At 54.1% G+C, this 18865-nt stretch carries 16 protein-coding genes; 8 read left to right on the top strand and 8 right to left on the bottom strand.

The genetic code is table 11. From position 1 onward, the window contains the following. The first annotated feature begins 333 nt into the window (after positions 1-333). The 3 genes from ABDW72_RS19620 to ABDW72_RS19630 are packed head-to-tail and all read left to right on the top strand — an operon-like array spanning position 334 to position 6342. Entirely contained in the window at positions 334-3090 is a 2757-nt protein-coding gene (locus ABDW72_RS19620) for a class I SAM-dependent DNA methyltransferase (protein WP_347160319.1), read from the top strand. Then, positions 3087-5138 carry a DEAD/DEAH box helicase gene (locus ABDW72_RS19625; protein ID WP_347160320.1) on the top strand — a complete coding sequence of 684 codons (2052 nt, stop codon included), beginning with the start codon at positions 3087-3089 and terminating at the stop codon, positions 5136-5138. The genes ABDW72_RS19620 and ABDW72_RS19625 overlap by 4 nt, the downstream gene beginning before the upstream one ends. Beyond that, positions 5131-6342, top strand: a complete 1212-nt coding sequence (locus ABDW72_RS19630; protein WP_347160321.1) for a GIY-YIG nuclease family protein — start codon at positions 5131-5133, stop codon at positions 6340-6342. Before ABDW72_RS19625 ends, ABDW72_RS19630 begins: the two co-directional genes overlap by 8 nt. Positions 6343-6895: 553 nt before the next feature. Here the strand turns inward: ABDW72_RS19630 and ABDW72_RS19635 are convergent. Continuing rightward, on the bottom strand, positions 6896-7216 hold the full coding sequence (locus ABDW72_RS19635) for a helix-turn-helix domain-containing protein (protein ID WP_347160323.1): 321 nt from the start codon (positions 7214-7216) through the stop codon (positions 6896-6898). 361 nt (positions 7217-7577) lie between these two features. Between ABDW72_RS19635 and ABDW72_RS19640 the strand changes: the two genes are divergently transcribed. The 4 genes from ABDW72_RS19640 to ABDW72_RS19655 all read left to right on the top strand — a co-directional run bounded on the left by ABDW72_RS19640 (position 7578) and on the right by ABDW72_RS19655 (position 10068). Continuing rightward, positions 7578-8279: a recombinase family protein gene (locus tag ABDW72_RS19640; RefSeq protein WP_347160324.1), complete on the top strand. Its 702-nt coding sequence runs from the start codon at positions 7578-7580 to the stop codon at positions 8277-8279. Between the two features lie 594 nt (positions 8280-8873). Then, positions 8874-9155 carry a hypothetical protein gene (locus ABDW72_RS19645; RefSeq protein WP_347160325.1) on the top strand — a complete coding sequence of 94 codons (282 nt, stop codon included), beginning with the start codon at positions 8874-8876 and terminating at the stop codon, positions 9153-9155. A 290-nt stretch (positions 9156-9445) separates the two neighbouring features. Continuing rightward, positions 9446-9760 (top strand): hypothetical protein, encoded by a 315-nt coding sequence (locus tag ABDW72_RS19650; protein ID WP_347160326.1) that lies wholly within the window; start codon positions 9446-9448, stop codon positions 9758-9760. Between the two features lie 32 nt (positions 9761-9792). Further along, positions 9793-10068, top strand: coding sequence for a hypothetical protein (locus tag ABDW72_RS19655; RefSeq protein ID WP_347160327.1), 276 nt, complete (start codon positions 9793-9795; stop codon positions 10066-10068). Positions 10069-10180: 112 nt separating this feature from the next. Here the strand turns inward: ABDW72_RS19655 and ABDW72_RS19660 are convergent, their stop codons facing one another. Continuing rightward, complete coding sequence (locus ABDW72_RS19660) at positions 10181-11152, bottom strand: CPBP family intramembrane glutamic endopeptidase (protein WP_347160328.1); 972 nt, start codon at positions 11150-11152, stop codon at positions 10181-10183. Positions 11153-11636: 484 nt separating this feature from the next. On the opposite strand from ABDW72_RS19660, the gene ABDW72_RS19665 reads away from it, so the two are divergent. After that, on the top strand, positions 11637-11822 hold the full coding sequence (locus ABDW72_RS19665) for a transposase (RefSeq protein ID WP_347160329.1): 186 nt from the start codon (positions 11637-11639) through the stop codon (positions 11820-11822). Positions 11823-12034: 212 nt separating this feature from the next. Here ABDW72_RS19665 and ABDW72_RS19670 read toward each other — a convergent pair whose 3' ends face one another. The 6 genes from ABDW72_RS19670 to ABDW72_RS19695 form a co-directional block, all read right to left on the bottom strand. After that, a complete protein-coding gene (locus tag ABDW72_RS19670) occupies positions 12035-13411 on the bottom strand; it encodes an NADH-quinone oxidoreductase subunit N (RefSeq protein WP_347160330.1) in 1377 nt (458 codons plus the stop codon). Then, positions 13408-14889, bottom strand: coding sequence for a complex I subunit 4 family protein (locus tag ABDW72_RS19675; RefSeq protein WP_347160331.1), 1482 nt, complete (start codon positions 14887-14889; stop codon positions 13408-13410). The genes ABDW72_RS19670 and ABDW72_RS19675 overlap by 4 nt, the downstream gene beginning before the upstream one ends. A gap of 330 nt (positions 14890-15219) precedes the next feature. After that, positions 15220-17115 carry an NADH-quinone oxidoreductase subunit 5 family protein gene (locus ABDW72_RS19680; protein ID WP_347160332.1) on the bottom strand — a complete coding sequence of 632 codons (1896 nt, stop codon included), beginning with the start codon at positions 17113-17115 and terminating at the stop codon, positions 15220-15222. Between the two features lie 3 nt (positions 17116-17118). Next, the gene (nuoK, locus tag ABDW72_RS19685) at positions 17119-17424 is read right to left on the bottom strand and encodes an NADH-quinone oxidoreductase subunit NuoK (RefSeq protein WP_347160333.1); all 306 of its coding nucleotides are present in this window, start codon (positions 17422-17424) and stop codon (positions 17119-17121) included. A 3-nt stretch (positions 17425-17427) separates the two neighbouring features. Further along, a complete protein-coding gene (locus tag ABDW72_RS19690; protein WP_347160334.1) occupies positions 17428-17949 on the bottom strand; it encodes an NADH-quinone oxidoreductase subunit J family protein in 522 nt (173 codons plus the stop codon). Beyond that, positions 17946-18848, bottom strand: coding sequence for a complex I subunit 1/NuoH family protein (locus ABDW72_RS19695; protein ID WP_347160335.1), 903 nt, complete (start codon positions 18846-18848; stop codon positions 17946-17948). The genes ABDW72_RS19690 and ABDW72_RS19695 overlap by 4 nt, the downstream gene beginning before the upstream one ends. Positions 18849-18865: the final 17 nt, after the last annotated feature.

The following is an 18865-nucleotide window of genomic DNA, read 5'->3' on the forward strand; positions in this document are numbered from 1 at the left end:
ATGGATCTAATGTAGCTGTTAGATCCTACATGAGAAGTACGGTATATAATCTATCCTAAAATGTGCTAATCCATGCCCTGGTGGATAGAGTCACGGTAGTCAAAATGAGAAGTTTTAAGGCCAGTATTTTATGGGATAGCCTTAAAACTTCTCTTAGCACTCATCCATATTGATATATACTTTATCATATTTTAGGTAAATTGCTAACCCTGTTAACAAATAAACCAGTCACTCTAACTCAGATCACGGTAGTTCTAGAATAACAAAGAAGTATCCCATAAATATTCTAAAGCTGTGCCTTCTTCTGTAGTTTGATCATATAAGAAGTAAGAAATGAACGCAGTTGAGATTGAGGAAGCTATTTCATTACTGGCAGAACAGCCTTTTAATCCTGTTGAGTTTCCCTATGCTTTTCTGGAAGCTTTTGGCAATAAAGCTACAACCATCAAGCGCCTACAAACCGGCAACAATAATAAATCGGACGTAGAGGGCGGAGTTCTCCAGCGAAACAATATTCACATAGTTGTATGCGAAGAAGGCGCGGTTTCAGAAACGCTGAACCGGCTCCGCAATAGCCCAGCAACAGCTAGAGCTAAGGCCAAATTCATCCTAGCTACCGATGGTAAGGAGTTTCAGGCCGAAGATATGAGTAGCGGTGAGACTGTTGCTTGCGACTACCCACAATTCAACGAGCATTTTGGCTTCTTTCTGCCTCTGGCAGGTATCAGTACCGTAAAGCAAATACGAGAAAATGCCTTTGATATAAGGGCTACGGCGCGCCTTAATAAGCTCTATGTAGAACTCTTGCGCCATAACCCAGACTGGGCTACAGAAGCGCGGCGGCACGACATGAACCATTTCCTGGCTCGGCTGATCTTTTGCTTTTTTGCTGAGGATACCGGCATTTTTAGCGGGAACAATCCGTTTGTCGATACCATTCAGAGAACCAGCGCCTCTGATGCTTCCGATACGCACGAGGTGATGAGTGAGATCTTCCGGGCAATGGATACGAAGCGCGAAGATCGGAAAGCCAAAAACATACGCAGCTGGGCCATAAACTTTCCTTACGTAAACGGGGAGCTTTTTTCCGGTTCTATTGAATGCCCGAAGTTTACCAAGATTGCTCGTTCTTACCTGCTGCACATTGGCAACCTTGACTGGAAGAAAATCAACCCGGATATTTTTGGTTCCATGATTCAGGCGGTGGCTGATGAAGACGAACGTAGTGCCCTGGGTATGCATTATACTTCCGTACCAAATATCCTGAAAGTACTCAATCCGCTGTTTTTGGACGATCTGCGCGCGCAATTGGAGGAAGCAGGCGATAACGGGCGTAAGCTGCTTAACCTGCGCAAACGTCTGGCCCGCATCCGAGTGTTTGACCCGGCCTGCGGCTCCGGCAATTTTTTAGTAATTGCCTACAAGCAAATGCGGGAGATAGAGGCAGAGATAAACAAACGTCGTGGCGAAGGCGACAGGCCTACGGAAATACCACTCACCAATTTCCGTGGAATAGAACTACGCGATTTTTCCTGCGAAATAGCACGCCTGGCGCTTATTATTGCTGAATACCAATGCGATGTACTTTACCGGGGACAGAAACTGGCCATTGCAGATTTTCTGCCGCTGAGCAAAGAAAACTGGATAACTCGCGGCAATGCCCTCCGGATAGAATGGCTATCTGTCTGTCCGCCAACAGGCACGGGTGTGAGGATTCACAGCAATGATCTTTTTTCTAATGTTATAGATCAATCTGAAATTGACTTTGAAAACGAAGGCGGTGAAACTTACATCTGCGGCAATCCGCCTTACAAAGGAAGTCAAACACAGAACGATGAACAGAAGTCTGACCTAAAAGCAATTTTCGATCACCGTACCAAAAATTGGAAGACACTTGATTACGTCGCAGGTTGGTTTATGAAGGCAGCGGATTATGGAACAAAAACAAACGCAGCATCTGCGTTTGTTTCTACTAATTCAATTTGCCAAGGCAGGCAAGTTGAAATACTTTGGTCCTTAATTTTTGCTACTGGGCATGAGATTGCATTCGCGCATACTTCATTTAAATGGGCAAATTTAGCAAGCCATAATGCTGGAGTAACTGTAGCTGTAATTGGTATAACCAATCAAGTCAGAAAAACACGCCGTTTATTTTCTATTGCCGATGATGGCAGTGTGATGGTGAAAGAAGCAGACAATATCAATGCTTATCTTATTCCAGGTTCGAATACTAATGTTGTTCAAAGAAGTTCACAATTATCAGCCATTGGCAGTATGGACTTTGGATCTATGGCAAATGATGATGGTGGGCTATTATTCGATAATATTGAGGCTGAAAAAGCAATAAACCAGTATGGTGTAGAACGTAAATATTTACGCAAGGCATGGGGAGCAAGGGAATTTATAAATGGAATTTCTCGCTCATGCCTTTGGCTTTCTGAAGATGAGGCAAAAATTGCAACAAAAAATGAGTGGATTGCTAATCGAATAGAAATCACGAAAAATGCGCGACTGAATAGTTCACGTGCAGCAACTAAGAAATTAGCAAGTTCTTCCTATAGATTCGGAGAAGTGAGGCAAAATGGTTCTGAAAAAGTAATTATAGTGCCAAGTGTTTCATCCGAACGTAGAGAGTATTTGCCCTGTGGTTATTTAGATGCTGGATCAATCGTTATTGCGCCCAATTTGGCCCTTTATAACGCCCCTCTTTGGAATATGGCAATAGTAGCCTCTCGCATCCATCTTATATGGATTGCCACAGTATGTGGTAAAATAAAAACTGACTTTCGTTATTCCAACACGCTTGGCTGGAACACATTTCCAGTTCCCAAGCTTACTGAGAAAAATAAGGAAGACCTTACGCGCTGTGCGGAGGAGATTTTGATCGCGCGTGAGCGGCATTTCCCCGCCACCATCGCTGATCTCTACGATCCGGAGGCCATGCCCGAAGACCTGCGCCGCGCCCATGATCGTAACGATGAAGTGTTGGAGCGCATTTACATTGGCCGCCGGTTCAAAAACGACACCGAGCGCCTGGAAAAACTTTTTGATCTTTACACTCAAATGACTACTAAAGCCAAGAATTCATGAGCGAAATAAAAGCTGTACCCTCCGTTACTGTCAACTATAAAAGCACCGGAAGTTCTACCAACTCAAATGAACTTGGCATGCGCGCCATGCAAGAGCGCGCCTATGAAAAGCGTGGTGAGCAGTATTTGCTCATCAAATCGCCTCCAGCCTCTGGGAAAAGTAGGGCACTTATGTTTATCGCGTTAGATAAGCTGAACAACCAAGGCGTTAAACAAGCTATTATCGCGGTTCCGGAAAAGTCTATTGGCTCCAGCTTTGCCAATGAACCGCTTAGCAAATTTGGTTTCCACTATGACTGGCATGTAGAACCAAAATGGAACCTATGCAATGCCCCAGGAGAAGATGGCAGCAAGGTTAATGCCGTTGGGTCTTTCCTGAGCAGCGAAGACAGGGTACTGGTTTGCACCCATGCCACGTTTCGCTTTGCCGTAGAGCGATTCGGGGTGGAGGCTTTTGACGATCGACTCATTGCCATTGATGAATTCCACCATGTAAGTGCCGATGAGGGTAATGTTCTCGGTTCACAAATCAGGCAACTGGTAGAACGCGATAAGACACATATTGTGGCCATGACAGGCTCCTACTTTCGTGGGGATGCCAACCCTGTTCTACTGCCTGAAGATGAGGCTAAATTCGATACTGTTACTTATACTTACTATGAGCAACTTAACGGCTACGAATACCTTAAAACCTTGCATGTTGGTTATTACTTCTATAGTGAGGCTTATGCTGACGAGATTTTAAATGTTCTTAACCCTAATGAAAAAACGATCATCCATATACCGAACGTCAATTCGCGCGAGAGTATGGGGGATAAGATCAAGGAAGTTGAGCACATTTTGTTTGAGCTTGGCGAGTGGCAGGGTACTGACCCAAGCACCGGCTTTCATTTAGTTAAAACGCCAGAGGGTAAAGTTTTAAAAATTGCTGATCTGGTTGAAGATGATTCCGCAAAGCGCTCAAGAGTACTAGCCGCGCTGAGAATGCCGGAAGCAAAAAAGGATCGCGACCATGTTGACATCATTATCGCGTTAGGAATGGCCAAAGAAGGTTTCGACTGGATATGGTGTGAACACGCACTCACGGTAGGCTACCGCTCTAGCCTAACCGAGATTGTACAAATCATAGGGCGCGCCACACGGGATGCACCCAATAAAACCCAGGCCCGCTTTACCAACCTCATCGCCGAACCCGATGCTGCAGAAGAGGCCGTTACCGATGCGGTTAATGATACACTCAAGGCAATTTCAGCCAGCCTGTTAATGGAGCAGGTGCTGGCCCCTAAGTTCAACTTTGTGCCAAAACAAAAAGACTCAGGACCAGTTGAAGGAATGCACTATGGGGAAGGCGGCTATGATCCAGATAAAGAGAATATTGGCGTTAATGAGGAGACGGGCCAATACCACATTGAGATAAAAGGCCTTTCTGCGCCCAAAAGCCAAGATGCCCAGCGTATTTGCCAGGAAGATTTGAATGAGGTTATCGCAGCATTTGTTCAAGACAAGCAGACAATTGAACGTGGTCTGTTTGACGAAGAGGTAGTGCCCCAGGAGCTCACCCAAATCCGTATGGGGAAGATAATCAAAGAAAGGTATCCAGAGCTGGACGATGAGGATGTAGAAGCTGTGCGCCAGCATGCTGTTGCTGCGTTGAACCTGACGCAGAAGGCAAAAGAAGCCATCAACAATGACAGTGAATTATCTAGCCGCGCCAATACAGCCTTGATTGACGGAGTACGTAAATTTGCTATGGATGTGCGCGAACTGGATGTAGATTGGATTGATAGCATTAACCCCTTTAGTGAAGCCTATTCTATCTTAGCTAAGGCTATGACGGAAAAAAGCCTAAAGGCTCTGGCAGAAGTTATTTCAGCCAAAAAGCCCAATATATCAATAGATGAAGCACGAGACCTTGCCAAACGGGCTTTGAAATTCAAAAATGAGCGAGGCAGGTTACCAGATATAAAATCCGCCGACCCTTGGGAGCAACGTATGGCACAAGGTATTGCGTACTTGGCTCGTTTAAAAGCAGAGGAGAGAAATGGCTAAACAACAGAAACTGACTGAAGAAGATGACGCGCTTTTAGCAGAACTCGGCATAGAGGTAGAAGCCAAAAAAGCCGTTAAGTACTCGCCCAGAGAAGAGCGAATTATCGTTGGTTTTGAGGAGATACAAAAGTTCGTGGAAAAGCATGGCCGATTGCCCGAACACGGAGAAGATAAAGATATTTTCGAAAGACTGTACGCCGTAAGGCTTGAACAAATACGCAAGCAGGAAGAGTGTAGAAACCTTCTTAAAGAGCTGGATCATCAAAATCTTCTGGATAGCGAAAGTAAACCTGGTGCAGACATTTCAGAGGACTTGGATGATGAGGAACTACTGGCGCAGCTTGGTGTGGAAGCTAATAACGAGGATTCAATCACAAATTTAAAACACGTAAAGCCTCGCGTAGAAAAAAAGGCTGCAGAAGAAATTGCCAACCGTACCCGCTGCGAAGATTTCGAGAACTTTAAGCCATTATTTGCGGCAGTTAAAAGAGACATTGATACTGGTTTCAGAAAAACTATTCGTTTCAGAAAAGACGCCGGTTTCACCAAGACAAGCCTGAAGAAAGCTCAGTTTATTATTGTAGGGGGGCAAATGGCCTATATAGCCGAGATTGGAGAAACGTTACAAGCTCCCAATGGTGAAGAAGATGCTCGCCTGCGGGTTATTTATGCCAACGGAACTGAAAGCAATATTTTGCTCAGGTCTCTAATCAGAGCGATGTATAAGGATGAAACCAGTAGGTTTATCACTGACTCCGATTCAGGACCACTATTCTCCGGCGAGAACAGTGAAGATGATCAGGAAAGCGGAACGATCTACGTTCTGCGTAGCCTGTCTGATCATCCTACTATTAAAGATAACCGAGAGATTGTTCATAAAATTGGAGTAACGGGTGGAGCTGTCGAAAAGCGGCTTGCGAATGCTAAAAATGACCCAACCTTTCTTATGGCCGATGTAGAAATCGCAGCCACTTATAAACTGGCGAACATCAACAGGACGAAGCTTGAGAATATCATTCACAAGTTTTTCGGTGCAGCAAAGCTCGATATTGAAATCAAAGACCGTTTTGGAAAACCGGTAAAAGCACGAGAGTGGTTTTTGGTTCCGATCTTCATCATTGATGAAATGGTAGAAAAAATCAAAGATGGCACTGTCAGCGCTTATTATTACGATCCCGCTTCTGCAGAGTTAAAGAAGCACTAGGATAGGTAGCCCTTTGAAGTAAACACTTTCATTGTAGTCACTGTCAAATGGTGCTGAGAATGGCATTTGAAAGGCAGTATAGTAAGGTTCTTTTGAACCTTCACAGTTCAGGAGTCTCGTCCACGAGGGGCCCGCATTACTCTGACGGGCTAATGCAGATTTCCAGGGCGATGTCCTTCACCATCTGTCTGCCATTGCCCTGGGCGACGATGGCAGCAGCACTACGATGTCCTGCGGCCGCATATCGCTGTGTTTTTTATGTACCGTTGATTCGTAATTCGCGAATTGCAAATTTCTAACTAAGAACAGATAAACAAAGATCTGATAAGCAGGGCCTGACACGCGGTTATAGATTAAGTGACGAGAGATAAAAGGGCCTCTTGCCCGAGTGTCTCTTTGCGTTTAGCGGCATAAGCCGTCACCCCAGGTGCTCCATACTTAAAATGCTCCCTCACTTAGTCGCCAGCTTAGTCGGAAACGACTAACTCGGCCTTTGAAAGGATGGTAGAACGGCTACTTTCAAAGGTGCAGATCCTTGTGCTTCGCCATCGTTTTAGGTGTCGCTTGAATGCTTAGGAGCCCTTGCGCGCAGCGGCAGCCCGGCGTCCTGCAGCTTGCGGCCGAGCTTGTCGTCCCGACCCACCTGCGCCAGGTCTTTCTCCAGGCCCAGCACCGCCAGTACCTTGAGGTAGTTCCCCATGGCCACCGTGGGCTCCCCTTTCTCGATCTGGCTCAGCGTGGGCCGCGAGATGGCAGCGCGTTCGGCCACCTGCTCAGCGCTAAGTTTGCGCCGCAGCCGGGCGAACTTAATGTTTTCACCTAGCTCAGCCAGCAGCCGCTGCCAGGAGGGATATAAGGGGCTTGGCTTTGCCATAACATAAACTATATTTCACAACTATACAGGTATTTGTCCAGTATAGTTTACGTTATGATGAAAATGCGATGGGCATGCTGCTTTTCTTTGCCCACAACCGGAAAACAGGTGATTTGTACAGCTAACCTGCCTATGACAGCATAAGTTAAAGAAAGCACCTCTTCCCCTGCCGCTTCCGGATGAATTGCCTTTGACTACATCCTTCTTTTGACCTACTGATTTCCTAAAACCTGCGGCTGAGCAGAAACTTTTTACAAATTTGTGGCCCCATAACATTTTACAAACGACCGTTTGTAAAATGTTATGCCTATCTTTGGTGACGAGTTTCACCTAGTTTCACCTATATAATAAGGAGTAGAAGATGAAGTACGTGGCCTACTACCGGGTATCCACCAAGAAGCAGGGCCAGAGTGGGCTCGGCCTGGAGTCGCAGCGCGAGATGGTGAACCGGTTCCTCAAACCGGGCGATGAGCTGCTGGCCGAGCTCGTGGAGGTGGAGAGCGGCAAGCGCGACGACCGCCCCGAGCTGGAGGCGGCCATCGCCCGGGCCAAGCGGGAGCAGGCCCAGCTGCTGATCGCCAAGCTCGACCGCCTCAGCCGCAACGCCGGCTTCATCTTCCGCCTGCGCGACTCCCACGTGAACTTCCTGGCCGTGGACATGCCCGACGCCAACACGCTCACCATCGGCATCTTTGCCGTGCTCGCCCAGCACGAGCGGGAGCTCATCAGCTCCCGGACACGGGCGGCGCTGCAACAGAAGAAGCAGCAGGGCTTTTCCCTAGGCACGCCTGATAACTTAACGGAGCATGCTAGATCCAAGGGGCTCCAGGTGCGGCGGGAAAATGCGGCGGCGCACAAGGCCAACCGGCAGGCGGCGGAACTGACGCTGATGTACCGGGAGAAGGGCCTTTCCTACCAGCAGATTGCCGACCGCCTCAACACCCACGGCTTCACCACCCGCCGCGGCAAGCCCTTCTTCCCCATCACCGTGCAGCGCCTGCACGTCCGCATGGCCGACGCAGGCACCGGGGAAGCGCCACTCGGCCCGGAGAGCTTCAATTAAAAGCCCCAAGTGCCTTAACCGCAATAACTTATAAGCCAAAGATTAATCGGGAGTGTTGCCTGGCGCACCCGCATAACACACAGTAACATATTAGTAAACAGACGTTTACGCCTGATAAATATCTCAAGAATGCCCCAACAAGCAAACAGGGCCTCCCCTACCCCTGCCCGGACTCGCCTCACTGGCTCTTTGAGCATTCAGTCATGCATCATGCAATAGATTGTGAGTCATTAGGGTATAATGGGTAAGGCGCTGATATATTCGCGTTTAGTACATTAATCTAATTGTTGGGGAATCAGGATAAGGAAAAAATATTAAATAAATAACGTAATTATTACGATATTCGCCTCCTATTTAACCGATATGCCAAAGTTCAGCCGCGAGGAGTTTCCCGCTAATTCCAAAGTCTACGAGAGGAACTGCCCCTACTGCGAGCAGGGCTTCTGGACCAATAAGCCCAAGACCATCTACTGCTCAGACAAGTGCCGCGTGTACGCCAACAAGGCCAAGCGGAAGCTGCAAACGGTTGCACTACCGGCCGCCGCGCCGGCCCCTGGCTGGCGCGCCCCCACTCTCACAGTCGAGGACGAATACATGAACATAGTTTACCATAACCCCTTTCAGGTTGAAATAGAGCGGCTGTTCCCGGGCCAGTTCTGGAGCCTGGACAACGAGGCACACCTTGCCAGGGAAAGCCGGCTTACTTACTACACGTTGAAGCAAAAGGCGCTTTACTGCTACCAGGAGGCCGTGCTGGCACTGCTCCGGAGCGACCTGCACCACGACCGGCTGGCCTTCCTGCATGGACAGTACAGGGACGTGACGGAAGAATTGGAGTGGAATGGAAGGCGTCTGCGGTGGCTCCAGCAGAAATAGAAGCCTAAAGGCGGTCATGCGCGCATATTTAGCACAAACCCCGACAGGTGGCCATGGGCTTCCTCATAGCAAGTCTGCAGCCTCATCGAGACAGCAAAGCACAGGGTGCAGGAGGAAATGAATTAGAAAATAATGCAGAACAAGAATGATATGCCAGTGTAAAGGGTGCCGAGCGAAAGTAGGCTTGTGTTCCAACCGGCGGCATTACCCCATCTCTACGTTCGTAGAGGGTATGTAACAAAGGTAAAAACCCCTCCCGACTTTCAAAAAAGAGGCTTAACTTTAAACCAATGAAAAAGCAAAGAGGCACGAACACGGAGGCAGAGGCCGCCCGCTCGGACTACGAGTGGGGCATCGACAGGGACGTGGTCTGGGTCAGGGACCTGGACAGGGGCGGCATGTCGGTGACCAACAACATCAGCGCCATCCTTTTGCACGTAAGTCAGCATGTACCCGTCAAAGAATACCTGCTCATGTACTGCGACAGCTCCGGCACCTGGGACGGGCTCACCTTCACCGGGCTGACGGCTGACTTCTTCCCCCTCAATGAGCGGGACTACGGCAAGGCCATCTCCAAGCTGCGGGAAAAGGCTTCTTTGATTTAAAGCACACCTATTATATAGCAATTTATATAGCAATGGATGAGGAACAGTTCAAACGCGTCGGCCTAATGGCCGGCGACTACTATAAGCAGCGAGAGGCGGAGCCGCAGCCGAGCCACTTCCAGGACTGGATAGGATCCCTGGAGGAGCCGATGAAAAGCAGCTTCCGGAAGATGGGTTTCGAGGAATGCAAAAACGTGCTCAACTTCCGCCGCTTCGTGGCAGAGCTCAATGACCGGGGCATGGAGGAGTACATGAAAGCCAACCTCTCGGAGGAAGACTATCGGTGGTGGCAGCGACAGGGTAAATAACGAGCGTTTAGGAGCGGGCCTGAAGCTGCGGTATTACGTGCTCCTTCAGCCCCGCCGTTTCCCAAGTACACCAAAAGCTGTGTGGCTGAGCCGTCGCTGCCAAGCCGTTGCCTCAGGGGCTCGATGTGTGCGGCGGCTCTGTTTCTTCAGCGCTTTTCCGTCTATAGAACGAGGCGATGCCTGTTATTGCCAACAGCATCACCAGCACAAAAGCTGCCAAGCCGAGGTTTTCAGTTTCCCTCTCATGCCCTTTCTCAACGACAGCGTTCCAAATGCCCGGCCCGTTTTTGAAGCCGGCCGCCCACTGCCCGAAGTTCCAGGCGCTGTGGAGCCCCAGAGGAAGAGCCAGCCCCCTTGTCTTCAGGGCCGCCAGTCCAAACAAGACCCCGCCTAGGCCGGAACCGACAACCGCCATCCTCCAGGTCATCCCGGCGGCGGCATGCTCCAAGACAAAGACCACGGTAATTAAGACCAAGGCCGCTGATGATGAAAAAGAAGACGCGAGGCTTCTGAGCGAATAGGAGCGGAAAACCAATTCTTCCCTGCAGGCAACAGAAAAGTAAAGCAGGAACGCTAACGCGATTGGCAAGGCAGCCATGTTTGGCACGAGGGTAAGCCGCAGGTGGCCGAAACCATATACTGTCAGCACTTGCGTCGCTGCCATCAGCAACCCGACGGCATACCCTGTAATGAATCGCTGGAGGGTAGCCTTTCCAGGAACCACCCCGACGTCTGCCAAGCGGAGCCTCCCCCACCTTGCAAACAGGTAAACCAAAAGGAAGGTCAAAACAGACGCCAGAGAGACAGACAGTAAATCAGCGGCTTCTGCGGGCAGGCCTTTGGCCAGTCGGGACGTGGACATCAGCACCAGGAGGCTCAGCATGTAGAATAACAACACCTGGGCAAGCGTCGCCGCGCGTTTTCCTCTAAGTCCAGGTTTGTCAACTGTCATTTTGAATGAGCAGGTTTTTAAACGTTGTCGCTTACGTTTCCGCGGAAAATACGGGGAGCCTTCGGAGGGAGCCCCTGTCAGCGTGGCGCCCAGAGCAGCCTCGAAGATCAGCCCCAGCGGAAACCGCTGCATGCCCCGGTGCCTTAGCTGTTGTTAGTTCTGTTGCAACCAACTACTACATCTAAGTAGTGACTACGTTAAACCGACGAACGGCAGTCAGGTAAATGCAGCTGAACTAACAGATAAACTATACGTCAGAAAGATTGCAGTGCAAAACCCCATCGTGGCAGTACCCTTCACATAGCAGGCGCTTATTGGCCTGAATGTCTCATAAACTCAGTGGTTCACTCCTAAAGAGACATAGTTATATGAGATGGCAAAAGGAGAAGCACTGAGTCTAATGAGAGCTGTTAGAGGTACTCCCCTGCCCCGTCGCTTTATTCGGGCCGTTTTTGAGATTGGGTTGTCAACCTATAGCAGGACGAGGCAGGATAAGAGCTATAAAATGACCCGTCCTAAATTACGGTGATTGACAGGAAGAAACGTAACTTCTTTGGCTTCTACGCTCTTATTTGTACAAGCGTGCTTCTCTTCATTGGCAGGGGAAAAGCAGACGATGAGGCGGATGTTGGAGGCCATACGGGCTGCCAATGAGGAGGCTGAAACGATCGTGGTGTGGGATAACCACAGGACGCATTTGGCAAAGTCTGTGGAAGCCAAAGCGATGGAGTTAGGGGTAGTGCTGGTGAGTTTGCCTCCTTACTCAATTGACCTCAACCCCATTGAGCGCATTTGGAAATAGGTAAAGAATGCCATAAGTGAAGAGGTGCTTAGCAAGACGCTGGAGGAACTGGAGAAAATCAGCAGCACTGCGAAGGAGAGTTGTTGCAGCAAACTCTCCTTCGCCAAAAGTTGGATTGAAAACATCTATAGTCAACTGTTCATAAATTATCCTATTCCCTTTTACGATAAGTTATGACGCAGTCTATAAACGTATTGACTATAAAGAACTACCTATCCCTCTAGCAGCCACTGCACGCCAAGCCCGAGCAACAGCGTCAGCCCTAGGCAGCAGGCCCACACCGCCACAGCCAGCTTCGGCTGTTTCTGCGCAACGGAGGCATTGCCGCCATACATCGGGATGATGACCCGGAGGTAAACCGCCAGCGACAGCGCACTGTTAAGGATAGCTGCCACGGCCAGCCAGGTATAGTGGCTGTCGATGGCGGCGCTGAAGAGCAGGAACTTGCCAGCGAAACCCGCCAGCGGCGGAATGCCCACCAGCGAGAACAGGAAAACCGTGAGGGCGACGGCAGGCCACGGGCTGCGCTTGCCGAGCCCCTGGTAATCCGTCAGCTTGTTGCCTCTCAGCAGCACCACCGCAAAAGCACCGACGTTCATGGCGGCATAGGCGGCGCTGAACACCACCAGCCCATCGATGGCCAGATTGCTTTGCCCGATAGCCACCACGCCCAGCAGAAAGTAGCCCGCCTGCGCCACCGTGGAGTAGGCCAGCAGCCGCACGAGGTGCTGCTGCCACAGGGCCACCACATTGCCAAAGGTCATACTCAGCACCGCCAGCACCGCCAGCACCGCCAGCAGCAGCGGCCAGTTCACCGCCGCCACCGGCAGCTCCTTCACCACCTGCGCCAGCGCAAACATGGCCCCCACTTTTGGGATGACCGACAGAAAGGCGGCGATGGAAACAGGCGCTCCCTCAAAGGTGTCGGGTGTCCAGAAGTGCAGCGGGAAAAGGGAGGCCGCGTAGCCGAGGCCCGCCACCAGCGCCACAAAGCCAAACCCAAGCGCCCAAGGCGACAAGTCCGGGTCGTGCAGGCTGGAGAGCAGCGTGCTGCCGGTGAGGCCCACCCAGTAGGTGAGGCCAAAAACCATCAGCGCGCCCGCCACCGAGCCATACACAAAGTACTTCAGGGCCCCTTCCGTGGCCGCGTCCGTCTTCGGGTAAGCCGCCAGCGCGAAACCGCTCAGGCTGTTCAGCAGCACCCCCAGCACCAGCAGCATCACATCGCCGCTGCCGGCCAGCAATAGCGCCCCCAGCGTACTGAAGCACAGCAAACTATAGACGGTGCCCTCGCGGCCGGTGCCGCACAGCTCGCTCCGGACCAGCAGGGCCAGCAGGATGGTGGCGCCGCAAAGCAGGATAACTGCCCATTGGCTGAGCGCATCCACCCGGAACGTCTCCGAAAAGGCCGTCGTCTCCAGCCCCAGCCGGCTTATACTTAGTCCGGCGGCGGCCATCAGGCCAAGTATAAGTAGGGCCAGGCTGCCCAGCGGCCTGCGCAGCATCTCCAGCACCAGCGCCCCCACGGCCGTGAGCAGCACGATGAGCTGCGGCAGCAACAGCAACAGGTCCTTTCCCATCTGGCTCATAGGCCCAGCAGTTTAGTCGTTTCATGTATCAGCGCCAGCAACGGCCCCGGAAAAACGCCAACGTCAAGTATAACGGCAGCCAGCGGCACAATGGCCCACAGCTCCCGCGCGCCCAGGTCGCCGTAGTCGGTGACGCCTTCCGGCCGCTCGCCCATAAACACCTTCTGGATGGCCCGGATGTAAAGCGCCGTGGTGATAAGCAGGCCGAGGAGCAGAAAGCCCACCGCCACCGGAAACACGCTGTAGCCGCCCAAAAAAATCTGGAACTCCGCCGGAAAGTGCGCCAGCCCCGGTAGCCCCAGCGAGGCGAATGCCGCCAGGATGAACAGCCCGCTCAGTACCGGCGCCGTATGGAGCAGCCCCCGCAGCTGCGCCATCTCCCGCGTCTTCACCCGGTCCTGCAGCGCCCCCACCAGCAGAAAGAGCATGCCCGTCACCACGCCGTGGCTCACCATCTGCAGCACCGCCCCGTCCAGCGCCGTGGTGCGGGCCCCGGCACCGGCCACGGCGGCGGCAGCCACGCCAAACACCATGTAGCCCATGTGGTTCACGCTGGTATAGGCCACCATGCGCTTGATGTCGGTCTGGGCCAGCGCCACAAACGCTCCGTATAGCGCCGACACCACTGCGATGACCACCACTGCTGGCGCATACTCCCGGAAGGCGTCCGGCGTCATCTGCAGGGAAAAGCGCAGAAAGCCATAGCCCCCGAGCTTCAGCAGCACGCCAGCCAGAATGGTGCTGCCCGCCGCGGGGGCCTCGGTGTGCGCGGCAGGCAGCCACGTGTGAAACGGGAACAGCGGTGTTTTGATGGCAAAGGCCAGAAACAGGCCCCAGAAAGCGAGCGTGGCGACAAGGCCGGTCAAGGGCGGGTGGGCGACAAGGGCGCGCATATCAAAAGTGTGCGGCGCGGCATAGAGGTAAAGCGCCAGCAGCGACAGCAGCAGAAACAGGCTGCCCACCAGCGTGTAGATAAAGAACGTGAGCGCCGCCTGCTTGCGGTTTTCGTGGCCCCAGCCCGCGATAATGAAGTACATGCCCACCAGCGTCACCTCAAAAAAGACGTAGAACAGCAGCAGGTCCAGCGCCAGAAACACGCCCAGGCAGGCCGTCTCCAACAATAGCAGCAGCGCCACATAGGTCGCCGCTTTCTCCTTAATTTTGATGGAGTAGAGGAGCGTGGCCAGAAACAGCAGCGTGGTGAGCAGCACCAGCGGAAAGCTGATGCCGTCCACGCCCACGCGGTAGGCCGCGCCCAGCGAGGGTATCCAGCTGACTTCCTCCACTTGTGAGAAACCGCCGGGCACGCCCCGCAGCCACACACCGACGGACGCGGCAAAGGCCAGCGCCGCCGCGCCGATACCTATCGCATGCGCCACCCGCGGGCTTTTGGGCCGGACGCCAAGTATAACCGCCGCGCCCGCCAGCGGCAGAAAAAGCAAAACAGACAGCAAGGGGAAAGCGTAAGAGTTTTCCATGTTTCAAGTATAGTGACACATTTAGTTCAGGTATGTATGGGGCATAGAAACAAAACAGCTGGTATGATTTTCAACTGTTTATACTTGAAAATCATACTATTCCTCCTAAACCCATTGACTTTGCTAATAGTAATTTTGAGCACGTTAGGCAATGTTTTTTGTCCCCCTTTGAAGGGGCGGGGGGATGATTACACCTGCGAATATATTTTTTAAGGCAATTTTAGATGAATCCATTCTTGATGAATCCATTTTAGCCAAGGCTGCTTTGTTCCGTTAGCGCCTTTTCATCCCCCTATCCCCCTCAAGGGGAGACTTTTCTATACTATGGCCTCAGTCATACATCGAAACCAACCATAAAAGCAGCAGCACGGCCACACCGGCCACCGACCACAGCAGCTCCCGGTGCACCAGCCCCGACTGCAGCTGCCTGGCCTGCTTGCCGAGCTTTTTTACGGAGGCGGCCACCCCGGACACCCCCGCCTCCAGGCCCTCGTCGTCGAGCCGCCGCAGGTAGCGGCCCAGCGAAAGGCTTTCGGTGCCGGTTATCCAGGTGACGTCGCGAAAGGCGCTGTCTATGGTTTTAGCGAGTTGAGAGAATACGTTCGCCGCCGCGCCGGCTTTCAGCACGAAGGCGTGGAGCTGCCTGTCGAAGGCCGCGCACCAGTACGCCACCTGCATCGCCGGGGCCGCGACCAAAGCGCTGTAGCCGCCCAAAACGGGGTAGTTCTTTTGCAGAAACCCCGTCGCGCCGCCAAACACCCTGGCGGAGCGGATGTACCAGCCAACCGCCAGCCCAGCCAAAGCGGCAGCCAGCCCCCCGATTTTGGCGATGCCGGCAGTCGGGATTTCATACCCGGCAAACAGCGCCACCCTCTCCAGGAAAATGCCGCCGAAGGCCACCACCACAACCAAAGCGACCAGCCCCAGCTGCATCCTGCGCAGCCGCTCCACCTCTGGCTTCGCCGCCGTGCCGGTGTAGAGCAGCCGGACGGCGCGGGCCATGTAGGCCGCCGTGAAAAAGGCGCCCAGCAGGGCCACGCCAAAGTATAGGCCAAGCCCGCCCGACTGATAGCCTGCCGCCACAATGCCGTCTTTGGAGTAGTAGCCGATGAGCGGCGGGATGCCGGCCAGCGCCACGCCCGCCACCGCAAAGAGCAGCGCCGTTGGCCGGAGCCGCTTCCCGGCACCGCGCAGTTTTTCAAAGGCCGTGCCGTCGTAGCCGTGCTGAAAAACGCCCGCCCCCAGAAAAAGGCTGCTCTTCATGAACGCGTGCGCCAGCAGATGCCCGAAGGCCGCCGCCGGGAAGCCCGCCGCAATGGCCAGCAGCATAAAGCCTAGCTGGCTGGAGGTGGAGGCCGCCAGCAGCTGCTTGAGGTCTTTCGACACCAAGGCGGTGAGGCCGGTCAAAAGTATGGTGCCGCCGCCGACCGCACCGATAAAGGGCAGTGCGGCGGCGGGCAGCAGCGGGAAGGCCCGCAGCAGCAGAATAGCCCCGGCCGCCACCATGGTGGCCGAGTGCAGCAGCGCCGACACCGGCGTGGGGCCGGCCATGGCCCCGGAAAGCCAGCTCTGGAACGGCACCTGCGCCGACTTGCCCATCACGGCCAGCAGCAAGGCCAGGGCCCCGAGCAAGGGTACGGCCGGCTGCGCAGCGCCGCTGATGTAGCTGGAGCCGGTGTGAATCAAGATAATGAAGACGCCCAGGTATAGGCCGAGGTCGGTGAAGCGTGTCAGCAGAAAGGCTTTGGCGGAGCCGCGGCGGGCGTCCTCCTCCCAGTGCCAGGTGCCGATGAGCAGGTAAGAGGCAAAGCCCATCAGCTCCCATCCCGTGACGAACAGCACCCAGTCGCCGGAGAGCACCAGCAGCTGCATGGCGGCCAGAAAGAGCGACATGCCGGCCCAAAACCACGTTTTCCCTTTTTCCGGGGCCATGTAGCCATAGGCATACAGGAAGATAAAAAGCGCCACTGTGCCCACGACCACGGCAAGCAAGGCGGCGGCCGGGTCGGCCTGCAGTCGGAACGGGAACTGCGGCAGCCCCGGCATTTGCAGCGCCACCCGCTGCCCCCGCTGCACGGCCGCCAGCACCCACGCCGCCCCCGCCAGCGACAGCAGAGCCCCCATTATGCCGAGTACGTGCCCCTTGCTTCTGAACAGATAAATGGCCGCGCTCGCCGCGAGCGGGGCCCCTATCACCAGTGCAAGTATACCTATCGTTGCCGCCATGCCTTAGCCTTTCAGTTCGTTGGCCTCCTCCGCTTCTACGGAGCCTTTGGAGCGGAAGCGCTGCGTGGCGACGGCAAAACCAACGGCGGCCTCCAGCGCCATCACCGTCATCACCACCAGCACAAACATCTGGATGGCGTAGTTGTCGGGGTGCCGGAAACGCCAGAACGCCACCAGGTTCACCATGCAGGCGCCCAGCATCAGCTCCACGCCCATCATCAGCATCACCAGGTTGGTCTGGCTCAGCACGCCATACATGCCAATCCCGAAAAGTACTGCCCCGATAAGCAGTGTCACCGTCAGTTCCATATGTTAGTTTTCTTGTTGGTTGGTTTTATAGGCCAGCGCTGTCGCGGTCGCGGAAATCATCGCCACCAGAATCGAGACACCCGCCGTCTCGAACAGCATCATCGAGCGCGTCATCAGCTCTATACCCAGGTCGTGATTCTGGGCACCGGGAGAAGGCGCGGCGGGGATGGTGCTTCCGTGGAAGGCGAGCACCGCCACAGCGGCGGCTGTAATCCCCGCCGCCACCCCGCCTGCCGCGGCGGCTTTCGGCTGATGCGTCATGTCCATCTGGCCCATGCCGCCGGGGTCCATCATGTACATCATCATAAACACGGCCATGATGCACATCTCCGCCGCCATCATCATCAGTTGCAGCACCCCCAGAAACTCCGCCTCCATCGCCAGAAACATCGCGCCCATCGCCGCCATAGACGCCAGCAGCGATAGGGCCGATCGCACCATGGAGCTGGTCCTGAACACGCGCCAGCCAAACCAGATGGCCACCAGCCCGAAGCACACCAGAAAACCGAATTGCACCTCGCTCATAGCAGTAAGATGATGCCGACCCAAAGGATGTTAAACAGCGCCGCCGGTGTGGCGTATTTCCAGCTCCAGGCCAGCAAGTGGTCGGGGCGGATGCGCGGCAGGTAGCGGCCCACTGCCAAAAAGGACGCGGCGACCGCCAGCGTTTTGAGCAGCACCCACACCGCCCCCGGCAGCCACGGGCCCAGCCAGCCGCCCAGAAAAAAAACCGTGACGCTCAGCGACAGCGTGAGCACCAGCAGCAGCCGCCCCAGCCGGAACGCCAGCAGCCTGGTGCCGGTGAACTCGGCCCACACCCCGCCCGCCAGCTCACCGGGGGCCGTGGGCGCATTAAACGGCGGCAGAAAAGCCAGCGCCATGGCCGCGGCATAGAACAGGAGGAAACCGACCGGCTGGTAGACGATGTTCCAGAGCGAGGCCTGGGACGTGACAATCGCCGTCATGTCCATGGACTCGGCCCGCATCACGGTGGCCGTGATGGTCATGACGATGGACATGGAATAAGCGATGAGCTGCCCCAGAAAGCGCCAGCCGCCGATGAGCTGGTACACGCCGTTCGGGGCCCAGCCCGCCATCAGCACCGCCACCATCACGTAGGCCAGCGCCGCGTTCACAAAGAGCGCCCCGGTCGCCAGGTGCAGGATGGCCTGGTTCTCGGCGAAGGGCAGCACGCACACCGCCCCCAACACGGCGGCGATAAACAGAAACGGGGCCGTCTCAAAAAACACCTTGTCATACTTACGGGGCGTGACGCTTTCCTGCACCAGCAGCCGCGCCAGCGCCTGCACCGGGTGCGCCGGGCGGAAGCTGCCGTGCCACAGCCAGCGCTCCAGCACCGCCAGCAGGTACGCCCCGGCGGCAAAGAGGAAAATAAAAATCAGCCGGCTGTACACGTCTTCCATACCTTGTTTATACTTGT

Source organism: Pontibacter chitinilyticus, assembly GCF_039748935.1.
GTDB lineage: Bacteria > Bacteroidota > Bacteroidia > Cytophagales > Hymenobacteraceae > Pontibacter > Pontibacter chitinilyticus.

Bases quoted from the DNA above. Each gene is read 5' to 3' on its own strand.
- ABDW72_RS19620 (WP_347160319.1), top strand. From the start codon at position 334: ATGAACGCAGTTGAGATTGAGGAAGCTATTTCATTACTGGCAGAACAG.
- ABDW72_RS19625 (WP_347160320.1), top strand. From the start codon at position 3,087: ATGAGCGAAATAAAAGCTGTACCCTCCGTTACTGTCAACTATAAAAGC.
- ABDW72_RS19630 (WP_347160321.1), top strand. From the start codon at position 5,131: ATGGCTAAACAACAGAAACTGACTGAAGAAGATGACGCGCTTTTAGCA.
- ABDW72_RS19635 (WP_347160323.1), bottom strand. From the start codon at position 7,216: ATGGCAAAGCCAAGCCCCTTATATCCCTCCTGGCAGCGGCTGCTGGCT.
- ABDW72_RS19640 (WP_347160324.1), top strand. From the start codon at position 7,578: ATGAAGTACGTGGCCTACTACCGGGTATCCACCAAGAAGCAGGGCCAG.
- ABDW72_RS19645 (WP_347160325.1), top strand. From the start codon at position 8,874: ATGAACATAGTTTACCATAACCCCTTTCAGGTTGAAATAGAGCGGCTG.
- ABDW72_RS19650 (WP_347160326.1), top strand. From the start codon at position 9,446: ATGAAAAAGCAAAGAGGCACGAACACGGAGGCAGAGGCCGCCCGCTCG.
- ABDW72_RS19655 (WP_347160327.1), top strand. From the start codon at position 9,793: ATGGATGAGGAACAGTTCAAACGCGTCGGCCTAATGGCCGGCGACTAC.
- ABDW72_RS19660 (WP_347160328.1), bottom strand. From the start codon at position 11,152: ATGCAGCGGTTTCCGCTGGGGCTGATCTTCGAGGCTGCTCTGGGCGCC.
- ABDW72_RS19665 (WP_347160329.1), top strand. From the start codon at position 11,637: ATGAGGCGGATGTTGGAGGCCATACGGGCTGCCAATGAGGAGGCTGAA.
- ABDW72_RS19670 (WP_347160330.1), bottom strand. From the start codon at position 13,411: ATGAGCCAGATGGGAAAGGACCTGTTGCTGTTGCTGCCGCAGCTCATC.
- ABDW72_RS19675 (WP_347160331.1), bottom strand. From the start codon at position 14,889: ATGGAAAACTCTTACGCTTTCCCCTTGCTGTCTGTTTTGCTTTTTCTG.
- ABDW72_RS19680 (WP_347160332.1), bottom strand. From the start codon at position 17,115: ATGGCGGCAACGATAGGTATACTTGCACTGGTGATAGGGGCCCCGCTC.
- nuoK (WP_347160333.1), bottom strand. From the start codon at position 17,424: ATGGAACTGACGGTGACACTGCTTATCGGGGCAGTACTTTTCGGGATT.
- ABDW72_RS19690 (WP_347160334.1), bottom strand. From the start codon at position 17,949: ATGAGCGAGGTGCAATTCGGTTTTCTGGTGTGCTTCGGGCTGGTGGCC.
- ABDW72_RS19695 (WP_347160335.1), bottom strand. From the start codon at position 18,848: ATGGAAGACGTGTACAGCCGGCTGATTTTTATTTTCCTCTTTGCCGCC.